At 57.9% G+C, this 18164-nt stretch carries 15 protein-coding genes; 8 read left to right on the top strand and 7 right to left on the bottom strand.

Annotated features, from left to right (window positions below):
- Positions 1 to 1371, bottom strand: a 1371-nt coding sequence (locus H1Y01_RS02665) for an alpha-amylase family glycosyl hydrolase (protein ID WP_219341206.1), incomplete at its 3' end; no start/stop codon positions are given.
- Positions 1371 to 4700, bottom strand: coding sequence for a maltose alpha-D-glucosyltransferase (gene treS / locus H1Y01_RS02660; RefSeq protein ID WP_219341205.1), 3330 nt, complete (start codon positions 4698 to 4700; stop codon positions 1371 to 1373). The genes treS and H1Y01_RS02665, both read right to left, overlap by 1 nt.
- On the opposite strand from treS, the gene H1Y01_RS02655 reads away from it, so the two are divergent.
- The 5 genes from H1Y01_RS02655 (at position 4699) to H1Y01_RS02635 (ending at position 9603) form a co-directional block, all read left to right on the top strand.
- Positions 4699 to 5742 (top strand): WD40/YVTN/BNR-like repeat-containing protein, encoded by a 1044-nt coding sequence (locus H1Y01_RS02655; protein ID WP_180538547.1) that lies wholly within the window; start codon positions 4699 to 4701, stop codon positions 5740 to 5742. The two genes, treS and H1Y01_RS02655, sit on opposite strands and share 2 nt — an antisense overlap.
- A 61-nt stretch (positions 5743 to 5803) precedes the next feature.
- A complete protein-coding gene (locus H1Y01_RS02650; RefSeq protein ID WP_180538546.1) occupies positions 5804 to 7045 on the top strand; it encodes an FG-GAP repeat protein in 1242 nt (413 codons plus the stop codon).
- A gap of 65 nt (positions 7046 to 7110) precedes the next feature.
- Positions 7111 to 7875 carry an ABC transporter permease gene (locus H1Y01_RS02645; protein WP_180538545.1) on the top strand — a complete coding sequence of 255 codons (765 nt, stop codon included), beginning with the start codon at positions 7111 to 7113 and terminating at the stop codon, positions 7873 to 7875.
- Position 7876: 1 nt separating this feature from the next.
- On the top strand, positions 7877 to 8641 hold the full coding sequence (locus H1Y01_RS02640) for an ABC transporter ATP-binding protein (protein WP_180538544.1): 765 nt from the start codon (positions 7877 to 7879) through the stop codon (positions 8639 to 8641).
- Positions 8638 to 9603: a tetratricopeptide repeat protein gene (locus H1Y01_RS02635; protein ID WP_219341203.1), complete on the top strand. Its 966-nt coding sequence runs from the start codon at positions 8638 to 8640 to the stop codon at positions 9601 to 9603. Before H1Y01_RS02640 ends, H1Y01_RS02635 begins: the two co-directional genes overlap by 4 nt.
- On the opposite strand, the gene H1Y01_RS02630 is transcribed toward H1Y01_RS02635, so the two are convergent.
- From H1Y01_RS02630 to H1Y01_RS02620, 3 genes are read right to left on the bottom strand one after another with little or no spacing between them, the layout of a single operon-like run.
- Positions 9600 to 10592 (bottom strand): ATP-dependent DNA ligase, encoded by a 993-nt coding sequence (locus H1Y01_RS02630; protein WP_367399758.1) that lies wholly within the window; start codon positions 10590 to 10592, stop codon positions 9600 to 9602. The genes H1Y01_RS02635 and H1Y01_RS02630 overlap by 4 nt on opposite strands.
- 29 nt (positions 10593 to 10621) lie before the next feature.
- Positions 10622 to 11539 (bottom strand): non-homologous end-joining DNA ligase, encoded by a 918-nt coding sequence (gene ligD / locus H1Y01_RS02625; RefSeq protein ID WP_180538541.1) that lies wholly within the window; start codon positions 11537 to 11539, stop codon positions 10622 to 10624.
- A 25-nt stretch (positions 11540 to 11564) separates the two neighbouring features.
- Positions 11565 to 12137, bottom strand: a complete 573-nt coding sequence (locus H1Y01_RS02620) for a type 1 glutamine amidotransferase domain-containing protein (protein ID WP_180538540.1) — start codon at positions 12135 to 12137, stop codon at positions 11565 to 11567.
- 85 nt (positions 12138 to 12222) lie between these two features.
- Between H1Y01_RS02620 and H1Y01_RS02615 the strand changes: the two genes are divergently transcribed.
- From H1Y01_RS02615 to H1Y01_RS02605, 3 genes are read left to right on the top strand one after another with little or no spacing between them, the layout of a single operon-like run.
- Complete coding sequence (locus tag H1Y01_RS02615; RefSeq protein ID WP_180538539.1) at positions 12223 to 13377, top strand: Gfo/Idh/MocA family protein; 1155 nt, start codon at positions 12223 to 12225, stop codon at positions 13375 to 13377.
- Positions 13377 to 14519, top strand: a complete 1143-nt coding sequence (locus H1Y01_RS02610) for a dihydrodipicolinate synthase family protein (protein WP_180538538.1) — start codon at positions 13377 to 13379, stop codon at positions 14517 to 14519. The genes H1Y01_RS02615 and H1Y01_RS02610 overlap by 1 nt, the downstream gene beginning before the upstream one ends.
- A gap of 9 nt (positions 14520 to 14528) precedes the next feature.
- Positions 14529 to 15329 (top strand): sugar phosphate isomerase/epimerase family protein, encoded by an 801-nt coding sequence (locus H1Y01_RS02605; RefSeq protein ID WP_180538537.1) that lies wholly within the window; start codon positions 14529 to 14531, stop codon positions 15327 to 15329.
- A gap of 2 nt (positions 15330 to 15331) precedes the next feature.
- Here H1Y01_RS02605 and araD1 read toward each other — a convergent pair whose 3' ends face one another.
- Both araD1 and H1Y01_RS02595 read right to left on the bottom strand, forming a co-directional pair.
- Positions 15332 to 16342, bottom strand: a complete 1011-nt coding sequence (gene araD1, locus H1Y01_RS02600) for an AraD1 family protein (protein ID WP_180538536.1) — start codon at positions 16340 to 16342, stop codon at positions 15332 to 15334.
- Between the two features lie 256 nt (positions 16343 to 16598).
- Complete coding sequence (locus H1Y01_RS02595; RefSeq protein WP_219341202.1) at positions 16599 to 17918, bottom strand: amidohydrolase family protein; 1320 nt, start codon at positions 17916 to 17918, stop codon at positions 16599 to 16601.
- Between the last annotated feature and the right edge of the window lie 246 nt (positions 17919 to 18164).

The raw sequence follows: 18164 nt of genomic DNA, 5'->3' as shown, positions 1-18164 counted from the left end.
GATTGTTTCCCGAATCGCATGATGCAGATCGTGCCGCGTGTAGTCTCGATGATTACGGTCGTTCTCGCAGATATGCACGAACTCAGCAGAAAGCCTGTTTACATCGCTGCCCAGTACATCACGCAACACCAGTATCTTCTTATCGTGAGCAAGCCGCAAGTAATCGGCCGGCTCACGGGTGAACTCGCTATAGAGTTCGGTCATCTGTTCTTCCTTTGAAGAGTCGACAAATAGACCATTCAAAACATTCAGAAAATCATAACCCGTCGTTCCGGCTATCGGCCACTCCGGTTGCAGCTGCTCGCCTTCTTCCAAGATTTTCTCGGCCACAATCCATGCGCGCGGCGCGGCGGCAGCCAGCCGGTTGAAATACTCTTCGGGATCGCGCAACCCATCGGGATGATCTACTCGCAGCCCGTCGATGACACCCTGCTCGATCCACTCCGTCAGCAGACGGTGCGTGTCATCGAAAACTTGCTGCGACTCCATATGCAGCCCCACCAACGTATTGACATCGAAAAATCGCCGGTGCCCGAGCTCCCGCTCCGCGGTCTTCCAAAAGGAGACCCGGTAATTCTGCCGCTCCAGCAGACTATCCAACCGATCCGCGTCTTCATTTAGTTCATTGAGGCACTCGTCAATCACCCTGGCCACTTCCTCGCGCTCATGAATCAGACGTGTAAGTAACCCATGAATCACTTCCTTATCCCGATGCCGCTGAAGCAGCCGTTCCCGATCGGTAATCGTCGGCAACGGTAACCTTGCTAGCGATCCGGCAAGAAATCCAAGATACTCCGATTTCGTTCGCCGCGCAGCTTCTGCCAGCAAGTCGCTCATCGATCGCGGAGCTACCGGCAGCTCATGATCGAAGTACCGGAACTCAAAACTCCCCTCGTCTCGAACCACTTTGATCTGTCTAGCCGCGAGCACGCGCCCGTAATGGTCCCCCAGAATCGGGACTAATACCTTATTCCGAAGCTTCTCCTCCGGCGGCTGCCATTCCACATCGAAGTAGAGCGCGAACGGACTTGCCGGCCCGTTCTCCAGCACATCCCACCACCAGGCGTTCTCTTTTCCGGTAATCGCCATGTGGTTCGGGACGATGTCGAGCACTTGTCCCAACCGGTTCTCGCCCAGGGTCTTGCAGAAGCGCTCGTGTCCGGCGGCGCCGCACAGCTCTTCATTAACACGGCTATGGTCCACCACGTCGTACCCATGCATACTGTTCTTAGCAGCTTGCAGATAGGGCGAACTATAGACGTGCGAAATCCCCAGCGCGCTTAGATACGGTGCGATCGCCGCCGCATCATCAAACGTGAATCCTTTGTGAAGTTGTAGCCGGTACGTCGACTGGGGCGCCAGCCGGTTCATCAAGCCCCCTCATTCCGAACAGGACGGTCAAGCAGATACAGTACCGACCTTAGGGCTAAATGCAAATGTTCGGAGCGGTTCATCACGTCGCGATCGATTTCACGCAGTGCCTGTTCGACCATTAGCACATCGAGTAAGTCCGGGATATCCGCGCGCGACGGAAGTAACGCGTCGATGCCGTCTACTCTCAGATACCCCGCAAGAAACGCCGACGACGCCCAGCTGTACCAGGGTCCCGCCAACTTTTCCAGAGTCTCGGTCGGCGCTTCAGGAAGCGAAAGCCCGCTTACATTGCCATAGATCGCACTAAACGCGGCGAAGTAAAGCGATTGCAGACCGCCCGCAACATCGCGCAGCGGCGATCGCTTAATCCGCCGTTCACTTAGCGGCCGCTCCACTTCACCTTCGAAGTCGATGATATAGAAATCCTTGCCCGTGTAGAGCGCCTGACGCAAATCGAAATCGCCGTGTATTCGAATACGGCTCCCGCCCAGACGCCTGTCTCTTAACACTTGCAGCTTTGTATTCAGTTCACCTTCGCGCGCCAATAGAGTCGCCGCATCCTCCGCCGCTTCGACCGCTAACATCGCATCGCCTCGTCGAAAATCGGCGAACACCCGGTTCTTCTGGCCCAGTAGCGCATGGTAGAGCCCCATCCGATACAGTTCGGTGAAAGGTTCCGCGGCGAACTCCGCGTTCTCGGTGGAAACTAATGCCAGGTGCAGTTCACCCAGCCGCCGCCCAAGCACACCGATCAAGTCCAGGTACGACCCCATTAGCCCGCGCGCACGGTCGCCTTGCTCCTCCCCACTGTCCTGCGAAGCCAGCGCACTCTCAAAGAAGACAGCCAGGTTATCCGTACTAAATCGCCATGCGCTGGTTTCATGGGCAATAAATTGATGCGCAACCCCAACCGTATATCGCTCGCCGTCGCTGGCGCGATACTCGAGCGAGCCCGCCAGGCGCGGAACATTCACGTGCGCCCGCAAAGCAGTCAGGTACTCCCCGACTTCCAATTCCGGATGCGTGCCCGCCTCCACCCGCCGGTATAGCTTCAAGATGAACCGCTCTCCGTACTTGATCGAAGTCCCCGTCTGGTCGGCCTTGCATAACTCGGATTCCAGGTTTGGATCATGCTGCCAGATCTTCCGGAACACAGGCGTATGCGACCCCACTAACAACCCGTGTTCCCCTGCGTATCTCTTCCGTCTCGACACCGCTCCCAGCAGAGCGTCGCGAAACTCTTCATGATAAGAGCCGCCGTAAAGAACACCTTCCCGTCCATCTTCAGTTCGCACTCGCAGCAAGATAGTCTCCGGTTTGTCGCGCAGCACCTCCTCAGCCCGCGTCCCGTCGATCAGACTCAGGGTAAGTAAGTAAAGATCCGGGTCGCCCGTGCTGTATTCGAAACGCAACAGCAGCAGCCACGATTGCACTTCCTGAAACGAAATCACGTCCTGCGCTTCCACGCTCAGAATCAATCGCGACTTACCCTGAAACCACTCGCGCGCCCGCACTAACTGCGGTAAATAGCTTTGAATTTCGGCGCGCATCTCCGCGCCCATGGCATCCGCCCAGGAAAGCGCGGTAAACACCGGAATCTCCTCCGCATCCGCCGGAGACCGCAGCGACTGCTGTTCCGGCCTCTTGGGTTGAAGACTAAACCAATAGAACGCGTGCGGGCCCAGGGAAAGGAAGTACGGCTCCTCGGATATGGTTTGAAACTCCGTGTTCCCGAACATCTCCACCGGAGTCATTCCCTCATAGGCTTCCAGCGGCAGATTACAGCACTGCGCTACTCGTGATAGGTTCGCGACCACTAAGATGCGCTCATTCTCGAACGACCGCACGAAAGCCAGCACGCGCCGGTTATCCGGATTCAGGAACTCCAGCGTCCCGCGCCCGAAAGCCTTCCACTGCTTGCGTTGCGCGATGAGCCGCTTCATCCACCACCACAAGGAATGCGAGTTATTCTGCTGGTTCTCGACATTCAGCGCTTCATAGTGATACTCCGGATCGATCACGATCGGTAGATACAAGCGTTGTGGATTCGCCGTCGAAAACCCCGCGTTCCGATCCCGGCTCCATTGCATCGGAGTTCTCACTCCATTCCGGTCGCCGAGATAGAAGTTATCGCCCATCCCGATCTCGTCACCGTAATAGATGACGGGCGTTCCCGGAAGAGAGAACAACAATCCGTTGAGTAACTCAATCCGCCGCCGGTCGTTCTCGAGCAGCGGCGCTAAACGGCGACGAATCCCAAGATTGATGCGCATCGAACGGTCGTGGGCGTAGACGCGGTACATATAGTCGCGCTCTTCGTCCGTGACCATCTCGAGCGTCAACTCATCGTGATTCCGCAGAAACAGCGCCCATTGACATGACTCAGGAATCGGCGGCGTCAGCGCCAAAATATCCGTCACCGGGTAGCGGTCGCCCATCCGCGTCGCCATAAACAAACGCGGCATTAGCGGGAAATGAAACGCCATATGGCATTCATCGCCTTTGCCCAGATAGACAATCGCATCTTCCGGCCACTGATTTGCCTCCGCAAGCAGCATCCGGTTGGTATACTTCGCGTCGATGTGCGCCCTTAGTTCGCGTAGAAACGCGTGAGTCTCCGGCAGGTTCTCGCAGTTAGTACCTTCGCGCTCGTATAAGTAGGGCACCGCGTCGAGCCGCAGTCCGTCCACGCCCATGTCGAACCAGAAATCCAGGTTCGCGAACATAGCCGCGCGTACTTCCGGATTGTCGAAGTTCAGATCCGGCTGGTGCGAGTAGAAACGATGCCAAAAATAAGCCTTCGCGATCGGATCCCACGTCCAATTCGAAGTCTCGAAATCTTTGAAGATGATGCGCGCATCGGCATAGCGTTCGGGAGTGTCGCTCCAGACATAGTATTGGCGCCACTTAGACCCCGGCTCGGCACGCCTCGACCTTTGAAACCATGCGTGCTGGTCCGAAGTGTGATTCAAGACTAACTCAGTGATCACGCGCATCCCGCGCCGGTGCGCCTCGTTCAGGAACGCCTGGAAATCACGCAGTGTCCCATAACTCGGATGGATATCCGTATAGTCTGATATGTCGTATCCATCGTCCTTCCAGGGCGACGGGCAGAACGGCAGCAACCACAGCGCAGTAACTCCCAGATCGGCTAAGTAGGGAAGCCTCTGCGTGAGCCCTTTGAAGTCGCCCATGCCGTCGCCATCGCTGTCCTGATAGGCGCGCACGTGAACCTCATAGATGACCGCGTCCTTAAACCACAGCGGGTCCGATGCCGGTGCCGACTCCAGTATTTTCTGCGCCATCGTGCAAAACTGAGCGTACATGATTCGCTGCATAAGTTTGTTTCCGTACTCTTTCACGCTGCTAAGTCTGCAACTTTTCGGTGCGCAGCCGGCGTGGTTGATGCAAGCCGGCGGAACCACCGCGTCCCTGCGCGGTATCGGCGTGATCGACGGCAAAATTGCCTGGGCGAGCGGCACGGAGGGAACCTTCCTGCGCACCACCGACGGCGGGCATACGTGGAAATCCGGCGCCGTGTCAGGCGCTTCGAAGCTCGATTTCCGGGGCCTGCATGCCTTCGATGCGAGCCACGCGATCCTCGTGTCCAGCGGGCCCGGCGCGCTTTCGGCAATCTACGAAACGCGCGATGCCGGCCAAACGTGGAGCCTTATCAAAACGAATCCGGACCCCAAAGGCTTCTTCGACGCGATCGCCTTCGCGTCGCCCGACCGCGGCGTTGTCCGCGGTATTGTCCTCGGCGATCCCGTCGACGGTGAGTTCGTCTTGCTGACCACTTACGACGCCGGTCTCACTTGGCAGCGCCTGGGTTTTCCCGCGCTCGAAGGTGAAAGCGCGTTCGCGGCCAGCAACACCTCGCTCGTCATTCGAGCTCCGGATGTTTGGATCGCGACGGGCGGAAAAACGGGTGCTCGGGTGATCCATCTTGAGTCGGATGGCACGCACTGCTGCCGCGCCGTATCTACTCCTATCCGCCATGACAGCGATGGCGCCGGCATCTTCTCCATCGCATTCTCGGACGCGAAACACGGTATCGCCGTCGGCGGTGATTATGCCAAGCCGCGCGAATCCGCTGCGAACATCGCGGTCACTATGGATGGCGGCGCAACATGGACTACTCCGAGCGGAACGCCGCCCCGCGGCTATCGATCCGCCGTGGCCTGGTTACCGCAACACAAGCTCTGGATAACTACCGGCCCAAGCGGCTCCGAATTCTCTCGCGACTGGGGCCGGAACTGGATACCTTTCGACCAAGGTTCGTTCAACGCGATCGGCGTCGGCGCCAACGATGCCTGCTGGGCGGTAGGTGCGAATGGCCGTATCGCCGCGCTTAGGATCACGCCCTAAACCGGAATGTTATCGCGCTTTCACACGATATTCTTACAACAGGTATACTCTCGCAGCAACCATGTCGCGAAATCTGATACTTACTTACTTTGCGCTTTTCATCGTTATCGTCCCGGCCTCCTTTAGTCAATCGAACGCCGGAATCGCGCAAACAGCGAAGCTAACCTCTTCTAACGGCCGAGCCAACGATTTCATGGGTTGGTCCACCGCGACGGACGGCGTCACCGTAGTTGCCGGCGCGCCGCATGGCATACCAACCAACACACCGGGACAGGTTTACGTCTTCGAAGAACCGGCGAACGGATGGACCGCCGAACAACAAACCGCCGAGTTGAAAGCTTCCGACGGGACGCCTGAAAATCAGTTCGGATGGTCGGTAGGAGTTAGTGGCGATACCATCGTTGTCGGTGCGCCCGAAGCCGCGACTCCGGTCGTCTACGTCTTCGTGAAACCCGCCGGTGGTTGGACTAATATGACCGAAACCGCGCGCCTCACCGTGACCGGAACAGTCAACACGCAACTAGGTTACTCCGTCGCGATCCGCGCTAACACAATCGTTATCGACGGGTTCAACTCAAACTCAACAATAGGTGCGGCTTACGTGTTCGAGAAACCGGCCGGCGGTTGGACAGATATGACGCAAACCGCGACCCTGACCAGCGGCGTCGCGAGCGATAGTTTCGGATTCAGCCTCGCCATGGACGAACACACCATACTCGTCGGCGCCCCGGAGGGTAACCGGCAGATCGGCGCCGCCTACATATTCGTAAAGCCGGCGACGGGCTGGCAGGATACTTCGCAGGCCAATGCGATCCTTATAGCGCCCGGCAAGGTGAACGATGTTGTCGGCTATACCGTCGGTTTTGACGACAAGGTCGCCGTCGTCTCGGACTTAGGCGCGAACAACGCCAAAGGCGCCGCTCTGATCTATGTCGAGCCCGCCGGAGGCTGGGCCGGTCAGATGACGCCCTCCGCGGAACTGTCCGAAGACGCCGCAGATCCGGGCACTAACTTCGCCGAGGAGGTTGCGATTCGAGGCGAACTTATCGCGGTAAGTAACAGCCTGGAAAACGTCGGCGCCAACCAGAATCAGGGAGCCGTTCTAGTCTATGTGCGTCCGGCTGCCGGATGGGCGTCTACCGGAACGCCGAATGCGACCCTCACCGCGTCCGACGGCGAAACACTAGACCAGTTCGGATGGTCCCTTTCCGTCGCGCCCTACACAGTGGCCGTGGGAGCGTTCCACGCAGCCGTCGGGTCGCATCCGACGCAAGGCGCGGATTACGTGTTCACAGCGAAGTAAGACGCACTCCAGTCTTAGGCTAAACTGGAAGGTTCGGCACGAAGTGGATCTCCGGCATTCAAACAATGGCTTGGCACGGCGACGTCAAATTTCTTTACAAGCAACTCATCCTAAAAGACTTCAAAATCCGCTACCGGAACATGTCGCTGGGCGTGCTGTGGTCGCTCTTGAATCCTCTTGTAATGATGGGTGTTCTGACGTTTATCTTCACTAGGATATTCCCTTCTCACCAACCCCACTTCCCGCTGATGGTACTCTGCGGAATTATCCCATTCAACTTCTTCTCCGTCGCCTGGGTGTCCGGGACAACGTCGGTAATGATGAACGCGCCGTTGATCAAACGCGTCGCCGTGCCGCGCGAAGTGCTGCCGATTTCCACTGTTCTCTCGAACGTCCCGCACCTGCTGATTCAGCTCGCGCTCCTGATGGTTATGGCACTCGCCTACGGTTCGCGCCCGGGATTGGACTGGCTCTGGCTGATCGTTGTCTGGATACTCGAGATCGCCTTTGTCTGCGGTCTCTCTCTTATCTTCGCGGGACTCAATGTTTTCGTTCAAGATACTCGCTACTTTGTCGAATCGGCGAATACAGTTCTCTTCTGGATGGTCCCCATCTTCTATCCGTTCTCAGCCATCCCGCCTCGCTATGCCGGGATCTATGAAATTAATCCCGTCGCCGCCATCGTTCTCGCGATGCAGAATATCCTGCTCCAGAATCATGCTCCTTCCTTAGTTCTCGTTTTTAAACTAGCTCTTGTTTCCACCTTCACGATCGCCGTCGGACACCTAATCTTTCGAAGTATGCAGCGTAACTTCTACCAGCACCTCTGATATGTCCGAACCGATTCTGGAATGCAGCCATATCTGGCGCACGTTCAAGCTGCACAGCGGCAGCCGCCTGCTGCGGCATCGCATCAAAGATACTCTTACTTCAGGCAATAAGAAGTCGTTCGTCGCGCTTCGTGATATCACTTTCTCGCTGGATGAAGGCGAAAGCTTAGCCATCGTGGGCCGCAACGGCGCGGGCAAAAGCACCCTACTCAGCGTGATCTGCGGTCTCGCGAATCCCGACCGCGGAACGGTGCGCGTGCGCGGACGCATCGCACCGCTGCTGCAGCTCGCGGCGGGATTTCACGGTGATTTAACCGGGCGCGAAAACCTCTTCCTGAACGCCGCGCTCATGGGTTTCAGCGAAAAAGAGACCCGCGCCAATCAGGAACAGATCATCGATTTCGCCGGCATCTCCGACTTCATTGATGAACCCCTGCGCAACTACTCCAGCGGGATGACCATGCGCCTCGCCTTTTCTATCGCGATTAATGTCGAGCCCGACATTCTGATCGTCGATGAAGTTCTCGCCGTCGGCGACGAATCGTTCACTAAGAAATGCCTCACACGCATCCATGAAATCCGCAACGCCGGTCATACCTTCATCTGCGTCTCCCACAGCCCGGCCACGCTGCGAATGCTATGTGACCGAGCGCTCTGGCTGGATTCCGGTGAGTTGATGATGGAAGGCTCCATTAAGAGCGTCCTCGACGCTTATCACCTTTTCATGACTCAGGCTCCAGTGGAAGCCGCTACTCCTGGTAGATGATCCTTCCCGATCCCAAATTCTGGACTGGAAGGGCCGCCCGCATGACTAATCGACGGGTTGAATCCGCATTGGATACTCTGTTGCGCTGGAGGATTATCGTTTACTCCTTACAAGACCGCGATGTTGCGGCGCAAGTACTGCTTGACGGGATCTCTCGAATGACAGTCGCTGCCGCCGCAATGTTGGTATCCTCCGATGTAACTGCTCAGCAAGGCGTGGCGATCCTGGAACAGGCCCTTAAATCCGCGGCGAGCGGCACGGACAAAGTCAACATAGAACTTGCCTTGCTCGACGGCCTGACTAATCTCTCTAACTATGACCGATTGCTATCCATATCTTCTGAATTAGGGGCGCTGAACCCTGATTCCAAGCGCGCGTTTAGGGCGCAGTTTTTAGCCTTCCGCGGGTTGGGCCGCCTTAAGGAAGCGAACGAACTGGCTAACGAACGCCTGAAGCGCTTCCCGGATGATCTTGACACCATTCGAGCGTTGGCGGTAAATGCGGAAGACCGCGGTGATTATCGTTCCGCCTCTGACTTACTCCAAAAGCTCGCTATGTCCGGGAAGGCGGAAAGTAGCGATCTCAATCAGATCGCGTGGTTGTCGTTATTCTTCCCGGGAACCGGTGGTCCGGATATCGAAACTGCCATCAAGGCTTCACAGTCACGTCAGAATGACTCGTCCATCCTTCACACTCTGGGATGTCTCTACATCGAGGCAGGTCAGACCAAAGAAGCCCGCGAGGTATTGGTCCGGGCCATGGATCTCTTGAACCTCGACGAGCCCAACGGAGATTATTGGTATGCGTTCGGGCGACTTGCTGAACAATTTGGAGAGACCGCCGTCGCGCGGACGGACTACCAAAAGGTTCCCAAACCGAAGAGTGTGCTCAAGATACCCGGCTCGACCTATCAGCTCGCCCAGAACCGGCTCAGCGCTTTGAGTGCCAATAAACTTAACTAACTCCCCATCTCCGGCCGCGTGCCACTTACTTTAACGTCCTTCAACCGGCACTGCTCTGGCGACTTATCCGGTCTCCATCGCAGTAACCGTGTCCCGTGCCGGAAGCGCCCGCCGCTGAAATGATCATATTGAACTTCCACCACCAGCTCAGGCCGTAGCGGCTCCCACTCGACCGATCGTTCAGTTGACCAGCGGCTCGGACCGCCCGGCGCGCGCCCTGTAAAGCCCGGCTTCGCTATAAGCTTCTCGAGCCGTGCCGTCAACTCGGGCTTCTCCGCCGCCTTCAGCCCCGAACAGAACCCGACGTGATGGAGCAGCCCATCTTCCCCGTACATCCCAAGTAGCAGCGAGCCGACTTCGCGTTCCTTTGCGCCATACCGAAATCCACCAATCACGCAATCCGCAGTGCGCAGGTTCTTCACCTTCACCATGCCGTCTCGATTGCCCGATTGATACGGTAGATCCACTCGCTTTGCAACCACCCCATCCAGCGCGCCCGCTCCTCCGCGCAGCCACTCGCGCGCCTGCTTTGTATCTCGCGTATAAGGCGACAGCACGATGAACTTGTCATCGAAGTACTTCGCCGCGAACTGATCTAACAAAGGCCGGCGTTCCTCCAAGGTCTTCTCCACCAGCGAATGCCCGCGATCATCCACCAGCAGATCGAACACAATCAGTTTCGCCGGCGTCTCTTTTGCTAACTTGCGAATCCGACTTTCAGCCGGATGGATTCTTTGCAGTAGATCGTCAAAGGATAAAGCGCCATGGCGGTCGACCACAATCTCGCCATCGATCACGAACTGTTTGGCGTCGATAGACAGTAAGTGCTCCACTACTTCCGGGAAGTAGCGCGCCAGCTTCTGCTCGGACTTCGACTGCAAGTCCACTTCTTCGCCGTCGCGGAACGCCAGGCAGCGGAAGCCATCCCACTTAGGCTCGTACTGCCACTCGGAACCTTCGGGGAGCTTCTCGCGCGATGTCGCTTCCATCGGCGCAAACGGCGCTGCAATCACGAGGTTCATTTCGGCAGTGTCTCCAACTGTGCCTCAAGGTTCACCCGCCCGGCTTCAGCCAGAAGCGGCGCGTATAAGTCGCCGATTTCCTTCACCCGCTCCGGCATATTTCGAAGATCGAAGTCGCGGATGCGAAACCCCTGCTGTACCTCCTCCCAAGTCACCGGCGCGGAGACGGTCGCGCCGGGCTGCGGTCGCACCGAATACACCGAAGCTAATGTCCGGCCCCAGGCATTCTGGTTATAGTCCACGAGTACGTGCTTCTCCGGACGTTTTGCCACCTTGTACTCTGAGGTAATCAGCTTCGGATAGCGCGCCGCCATTTCGATTGCAAACTTCTTGGCGAAAGTCCAAACCTGCTTCTGCAAAGGGCCGCGCAGGATGGGCACATAGATATGAATCCCGCGAGAGCCCGTAGTCTTCGGATAGCTTCGTATGCCGCGTTTCTCCAGCTCTTCCCGCACCGCACATGCCGTCTCGAGAACGTGCTTGAACCGGGCTTCCGGAGTCGGATCCAGATCGAAGTGCAGATAGTTCGGACGATTCACATCGTCACAAGTTGAGTACCAGGGATTGAGATCAATACAGCCCAGATTGATAACCCAGAGTAACGCCGCCAGATCGTCAATGATCGGAAAATCGATTACACTTCCGGAGCCATGCTCAATTGCGCAAGTTCGCAGCCAGTCCGGCCGGGGTGAAGGCGTGCGCTTCATGAAGAAGAAGTTGCCTTCAGCCCCGTTCGGATAGCGCTTCATGACCATTGCACGTTCGCGGAGGTGTGGAACCAGCACATCGGAAATCGCTGCGTAATACGAGAGCAGGTCTCGCTTGGTAATCAGCGGCGAATTCCAGAACGGCTTGTCTAGGTTGGTGAGCCGGACCGTCCGCCCGCCCAGCGTCATCTCCGGCTCAATCGTCATCAGTCGCGGCTCCTAGCCGCCTATCTTACGCCGTGCGCGTCTTCAACTTACTATGCTTGCCTTCGGCGAACTCTTCAATCATCTTCTTATTGAACGCTGGAATGTCGTCCGGCTTCCGGCTTGTGACTAACCCGTGATCCGTACAGACTTCCTGATCCACCCACTCGCCGCCCGCGTTGCGGATATCCGTCTTCAACGACGGCCACGAGGTCAACGTGCGCCCGCGAACAACATCGGCTTCCACCATAGTCCACGGTCCGTGGCATATCGCCGCCACCGGCTTACCCGCATCGAAAAACGACTTCACGAACTGGACGGCCTTCTCGTCGGTCCGCAGCTTATCCGGATTCATCACCCCGCCAGGCAGCAGCAGCGCGTCGAAATCACTCGGCTTCGCCGAGTCTAATGCTAAGTCGACTTTCACCTCCTGACCCCATTCCGTATGATTCCATCCGCGGATCTTGTCTTTCATCGGTGACACGACTACGGTCTGCGCGCCCTCCGCCTCCAGCGCCTTCCTCGGCTCCAGCAGTTCTACCTGCTCAAACCCTTCGGTTGCCAGTACAGCAACCTTCTTACCCTGTAAAAGATTTGCCATCGGGTGCTCCTTCCTATGCCGTTCAGATCGCAAATCAATGGCCTTTCGCAGCGCCAAGCCGCTCCAAGTAGAATCGTTTCTATCAATGGCGAAGCGCGTAATCGGAATTATTATGAACGGCGTCACAGGTCGTATGGGAGCGAGCCAGCACCTCGCCCGTTCCATAGTGCCGATTCGCGAACAAGGCGGTATCGACATTGGCGGCGGTGAGAAGCTATACCCCGAGCCCTTCCTGATCGGGCGATCTCATTCGAAGCTCGAAGCTCTCGCGGCCGAGTTCGGCATCTCCCGTTTTTCAACTAGTCTCGACGAAGCTCTCGCTGACCCCGAATACAGGATCTACTTTGACGCGCAAACCACCGCCGCACGCGAAGGTTCGGTCCGTCGCGCGATCCTGGCCGGCAAGAATATCTACTGTGAGAAGCCGGTTGCCGCGTCGCTCGAAGGGGCCCTCGCTCTCGTCAGGCTCGCCCGCGAACATAACATCAAAACGGGCGTTGTTCAGGACAAGCTATTCTTGCCCGGAATCCGCAAGCTCAAGAGCCTGGTAGACAACGGCTTCTTCGGCCGCATCCTTTCCGTTCGCGGAGAGTTCGGCTACTGGGTCTTCGAAGGCGACTGGCAGCGCGCCCAGCGCCCTTCCTGGAACTATAAGAAGGAGTTAGACGGCGGCATCATTCTCGATATGTTTTCCCACTGGCGATATTTGTTCGATCACACGATCGCACGCGTGCGTACCGTCGGTTGCATAGGCGCGACGCAAATCCCCGAGCGCGTCGACGAACAAGGCCGCCCTTATCAAGCTACCGCGGACGACATGGCGTTCGCGACGTTCGAACTGGAAGGCGGTATTATCGCCCAGATGAACGCGTCTTGGACTACGCGCGTTTACCGCGACGACTTACTAACTCTGCAAGTCGACGGTACTCTCGGCAGCGCTGTCGCCGGCCTGCGCCATTGCAAGACGCAACATCGCGTCAACACGCCGCGCCCGGTCTGGAATCCTGATATCGAAAGCATGCACGATTACCGGCGCGACTGGCAGGACGTGCCCGACAACTCCACTTGGGACAACGCATTCAGAGTGGAGTGGGAAATGTTCCTGCGCCACGTTGCTACTGATAGCCCGTTCCCCTACGACCTAGCCGACGGCGCGCGCGGCGTTCAACTGGCTGAGTTCGCTCTCCAGTCGTGGCACGAGCGCCGTTGGGTGGATGTTCCCGATCTCAAACTCGACTAATGCCTACTCGCCAAATCCTGCTGCCTAATGAGGATCGGAGCCTTTCGGTTTATGAACCACCGGACGGGCGCAACTGGCCGAAGCCTTCCGCGCCCATTCGATCGCGTAACCTAATCGCGGCCGCCCATGTCGTTTGCGACCCGCTCGGCCCCGATATTCGAACCATTGATTGGGAAGCGACTCTGGCTTACAGGCACGTGTTGCGGTGTTACGGGCTCCGCGTCGCCGAAGCAATGGATACGGCGCAGCGCGGTTCCGAACTCGCGTGGCCGCAAGCCAAGGAACTGATCCTGCACTCCTGCGCCCAGGGCGAAGCAGTCGCATGTGGGGCCGGCACCGATCAGTTAGATCCCGCTACTATTCATAGTCTGGAGACAATCATTCACGCATACCAAGAACAATGCGAGTGGATCGAGAAATGTGGCGGCGCAGTTATCCTGATGGCGAGCCGGGCGCTTGCTCGCAGCGCACAATCGGCAGACGATTACCGTCGCGTCTACGGCCGTGTGTTGAGCCAGTTACGTGATAGGGCGATTCTCCACTGGCTCGGTCCCGCTTTCGACCCTGCACTTACCGGCTATTGGGGTCACAACGACTTATACGCCGCAGCGGATGTCTGTCTCTCGATTATCGAAGAAAACGCCGCCTGTGTGGACGGCATCAAGCTTTCGCTTCTTGGCGGCAGGCTTGAAATCGCGATGCGCCGGCGCCTCCCTTCGGGTGTTCGCATGTACACCGGCGACGACTTCAACTATGTCGACCTCATCCGCGGCGATGACCAAGGCCACAGCGACGCACTCCTGGGTATCTTCGACGCCATAGCTCCGGTCGCCAGCGCCGCCCTCCAAGCTCTCGATCGCGGCAACTTAGACCAATACGAAACCATCCTTCGCCCCACCGAGCAGCTATCGAGAGTAGTCTTCGAACCTCCGACATCCGACTACAAAACCGGTATCGTCTTCCTCGCCTGGCTCAATGGATTTCAGAATCACTTTCGCATGCTCGGCGGCCGCGAAAGCGCCCGAACCATCGTCCATCTTTCGCGAGTGTTCCGTCTCGCCTCGGAAGCGGGAGTTCTCATCGACCCCGACTTAGCCTGTCAGCGCATGCGCCTCTTGCTGGAGCAATCCGGGATACACTAACGCACCTACATGGACTTATCGCGGCTTAGCCTCAATCAGATCACGACCGAGCGCCTCACGCTCCCCGAAGCCATCGCCGCATGCCGCCGTCATAACATCCCGCACATCGGAGTATGGCGTCACAAGCTCGGCGAGTGCGGTCTAACCACGTCCGCGTCGCTAATGAAAGATTACGGCCTTAGCGTCTCCAGCCTATGCCGCGGCGGCATGTTTCCAGCGTCAACGCAAACCGGGCGCCGGCAGCGAATCGACGATAACCACACTGCGATTGATCAGGCGGCGGCTCTCGGAACCGATGTTCTGGTGCTAGTCTGCGGCCCCGCTCCCGATCGCAACTTACCCGCAGCCCGCGCCATGGTAGCCGACGGAATCGCCGCCATCCGCGATCACGCGCGCGCCGCCAAAGTACGCCTCGCCATCGAGCCGCTCCACCCTATGTTCGCGGCCGATCGTTCCGTAATCACGACGCTAGCTGAAGCGAATACTCTCGCCGAACGTCTCGACGTCGCAGTCATCATCGACGCCTACCATGTCTGGTGGGATCCCGATCTCCCTGCCCAAATCCAGCGCGCTGGATCAAGAATCGCCGGCTTCCACGTCTCCGACTGGCTCGTCCCCGTACCCGACATCCTCTTCGGCCGCGGCATGATGGGCGACGGCGTCATCGCCCTTCACGAGATCAGTCGATTGATCGACAAAGCCGGCTACAAGGGTCCGATCGAAGTAGAAATCTTTAATCGCCACTTACAAGCGCAAGATCCCGACGTACTCCTACCGAAGCTATGCGAGCGTTTCCGGGACCAGGTATAGAGTCAGCGCCGCCCCAGAGTTCGCACCTCGACCAAACGTTCCGGTTCAGTCTCCTTCCGCAAGCGATTCCGCAGCGGACGCCCGAAACCCGACCACGCCACCACCATCTCATCCCCATCCTGAAGCTGCACTCCTTCGCCGAAACTAAACGCATCCGCCCCAAGAAAGTGTATGTGTACGTGACCCGCCCGGCGATGCTGCGGATACTTGAAGTGGTGATGCTCCAGATTCGCCAGAGTATGCGACATATTCTTCTCGCCGGTAAAGATGCGCGCCGACCAGAATACCTTCCCGTCCCGCTCGGCCGCCACCGTACCTTCGACGTTATCGAACTCGGCATCGGTAATTAGTTCCGGTCCGATCGCGCACTCCCGCAACTTCGATGGCGCCAGGTATAAGTAGTTCTTACGCTCCATCTGGTGATCCGAAAACTCATTGCCGATCGCGAACCCCACGCGCCACGGGACGCAATCGTCATCCACCAGATACAGTCCCGCGATCTCCGGCTCCTCGCCGCCGTCTTCCGCGAAAGCCGGAACGGTTAATACTTCGCCATGCGCGCGCAGGATACAGCCGTCGCCCTTATAGAACCATTCCGGCTGCACCCCGATTTCACCCGGCGCCGGTGAACCGCCCTCCAAACCCCACTGATACATCCGCATGCTGTCCGTTACTTCGGAGGTTTGCTCCTGATGCATCTTCGCGCGGTTCTCGGCGCTCGCTTTATGCGTCAATCCGGTCCCGCTGACGGTGCAAAGAGCGGGATGGTCGAACCTCGTGAACGGAACATCCAGACTCCACTCGGACCGTCCCTCATAAATCTCGTCATAGTCAAAACGGTCGTCGCTCAAGTCTTCGGTGATCACGTTGTCGATAGGCGAGTTCCGCTGCGCCGCCAGCGAAGCCAGGTCATAAGTGCTCTTGAACCCCTTCAGCAGGCGCAGCGATTCGTCGTTCTCGACTACGGCAAGCCGCGCGCCTTCAATCCGATGTGTAATTTGAACCAGCCGCATATCCGTGCTTAGGATTATCTAACGGCCGCCGGAATGCTTTCGCGCCGCTCACTGCGTATCTCTTGCGAGCTCGATCTCTTTGCCTTGTCGGTATCGATGGTACCGGACATCTTATCGGCGTAAACAATAACTCCCTTGATCGCGATGGGTCGTCCTCAATCCCGCCAATCCCCTAACCATGTCCATTACCTCCGCCACTTAGTCACGAAACTTCACTCCGAACCCGAGCGAAAGGGAGCCGCCACTCCCCGCCCCCTCAAATCTTCCCGTAAATCCGCGTCGCGCACCCGCGCAGCACGCCCTCCGCAATCTCCTCAGCTCGCTCCTCACTGATCTCCCCATCCCGGACCATTCCCGAAAGCGCAATAGCCAGCGCCGCGCGTGCATTGCGGTTCGCGATCCAAGTCGATTCCTCCCATCCAAGCGCACTGGTAAACGGATACCCATCCGTCCCGTACAGCACCTTATCCGGAAAGGTTTCGAGCCATTCCCGCAGCCACCCAGCCAATGTACGAGGCGGAAAAGCAAGCGCCTCTTGCGACAGATCCAGATAAACATTCGGCTTTTGCAACAAAGCGCCGGCTTCGCGAACAAAGGGCCACCCGCCGTGCAGCAAAACGAACTTTGTCCCGCGTAGCGTCGGATCATTAAAGATCGGCTCCAACAGCAGCGGATTCGCGCCGCCAATCCCAAAGTACCCGCCACCGCCGCTCATCGCGTGCAGATGAACCGGCATCCCCAGCCGCCCGCATTCCGCCGCAATCGTGCGAAAGAGAAAGTCCTGCAGCGACTTATACTCGATATCGCTCGGTACTCCCCCGCTAGCATGCTTCAAGTACACTCGCCCGGCTTCCTCACGCGTCGGATTGCCGAAGCCCAAGCCCCTCAAGTAAGCGATTTCGAACTTAGCGGCCACCGCACCCCCAGTATGTTGCCGCTCAAGCGTAGGCATAACTACCTTGCCAACATACTCGTCTAGAGTAAGCGGGATCGAGCGAAGCCCAACTAACTCCAGGTAACGACTCTTCAAACGTTCCTCCAGCGGAAAGAAGAGTTGCTTGTCCGGCGTTACCGCCAGCCCGCTGTTATCAAGCGGGAACAACAATGCGTCTTCATAAGGTACCCAGCGAAAACGCGGCGCCGCAATCCCCGGACCCATCGTCACCCGGTTCGCAAGCATGACCTCGATCCCAGCCTGGTTCAGGACCCACTCGTCGTAAAGCTGCCCCTCACGCGCCTTGACTCGACGCCGCGCCGCATCCAGCCGCTTCATACCGGCCTCATCGAGCGGCGCCGTGCCGTCAAAACCCCATAGCGCCTTCCACGCCGCAGGTAGCTGCGGATTATCTAGACGCCACGCGACTATGTCAGTCTCCGGCTCCATGTTATCGACCGGTAGCGCATCGAAGTCGCGATCCTTCTCATCGTCCGGAGGCGGCAACACCGGGTGAGCATGGTTGTCGATTGCCTTGATTGACGCGATCCTGTTCGCGATGCGCGGATCAATACTCGCCGCCAGGTTCTCGGTTAGACTCGCAGAGCTGGACGCGGTCTGCGCGTCCGCAATACAGACCAAGAAAATGCATCCGGCGGCACTGTAAAAGGAAGCGCGGCAACCTCGATTCATGCCGTGACAGTAACACGCACATAGTCTCGCCGAGTCTGCCGCACTACAGCATTTACCGAGCCGCGCGCGCGAGCAAGCTGGTGCTTCGAAAAAGAACCTTCGAATGCTTTACGCTCTCCCGCGTATCAACCGCTGTTATCGATCGTGACCGCCTGGTATCGCGACCGCCCCCGCCCGGCCTGATCGCGTTACCGA

It is taken from the genome of Nevskia soli, from assembly GCF_903970205.1.
Lineage (GTDB): Bacteria > Acidobacteriota > Terriglobia > Bryobacterales > Bryobacteraceae > Bog-113.
The sequence above is the reverse complement of the archived record's forward strand: the minus strand, read 5'-3'. Positions and strand labels throughout refer to the sequence as shown.

What these genes read in the sequence shown, in the direction of transcription:
- H1Y01_RS02655 (WP_180538547.1), top strand. Translation starts at nt 4,699, where the DNA reads ATGATTCGCTGCATAAGTTTGTTTCCGTACTCTTTCACGCTGCTAAGT.
- treS (WP_219341205.1), bottom strand. Translation starts at nt 4,700, where the DNA reads ATGTACGCTCAGTTTTGCACGATGGCGCAGAAAATACTGGAGTCGGCA.
- H1Y01_RS02650 (WP_180538546.1), top strand. Translation starts at nt 5,804, where the DNA reads ATGTCGCGAAATCTGATACTTACTTACTTTGCGCTTTTCATCGTTATC.
- H1Y01_RS02645 (WP_180538545.1), top strand. Translation starts at nt 7,111, where the DNA reads ATGGCTTGGCACGGCGACGTCAAATTTCTTTACAAGCAACTCATCCTA.
- H1Y01_RS02640 (WP_180538544.1), top strand. Translation starts at nt 7,877, where the DNA reads ATGTCCGAACCGATTCTGGAATGCAGCCATATCTGGCGCACGTTCAAG.
- H1Y01_RS02635 (WP_219341203.1), top strand. Translation starts at nt 8,638, where the DNA reads ATGATCCTTCCCGATCCCAAATTCTGGACTGGAAGGGCCGCCCGCATG.
- H1Y01_RS02630 (WP_367399758.1), bottom strand. Translation starts at nt 10,592, where the DNA reads ATGGAAGCGACATCGCGCGAGAAGCTCCCCGAAGGTTCCGAGTGGCAG.
- ligD (WP_180538541.1), bottom strand. Translation starts at nt 11,539, where the DNA reads ATGACGATTGAGCCGGAGATGACGCTGGGCGGGCGGACGGTCCGGCTC.
- H1Y01_RS02620 (WP_180538540.1), bottom strand. Translation starts at nt 12,137, where the DNA reads ATGGCAAATCTTTTACAGGGTAAGAAGGTTGCTGTACTGGCAACCGAA.
- H1Y01_RS02615 (WP_180538539.1), top strand. Translation starts at nt 12,223, where the DNA reads ATGGCGAAGCGCGTAATCGGAATTATTATGAACGGCGTCACAGGTCGT.
- H1Y01_RS02610 (WP_180538538.1), top strand. Translation starts at nt 13,377, where the DNA reads ATGCCTACTCGCCAAATCCTGCTGCCTAATGAGGATCGGAGCCTTTCG.
- H1Y01_RS02605 (WP_180538537.1), top strand. Translation starts at nt 14,529, where the DNA reads ATGGACTTATCGCGGCTTAGCCTCAATCAGATCACGACCGAGCGCCTC.
- araD1 (WP_180538536.1), bottom strand. Translation starts at nt 16,342, where the DNA reads ATGCGGCTGGTTCAAATTACACATCGGATTGAAGGCGCGCGGCTTGCC.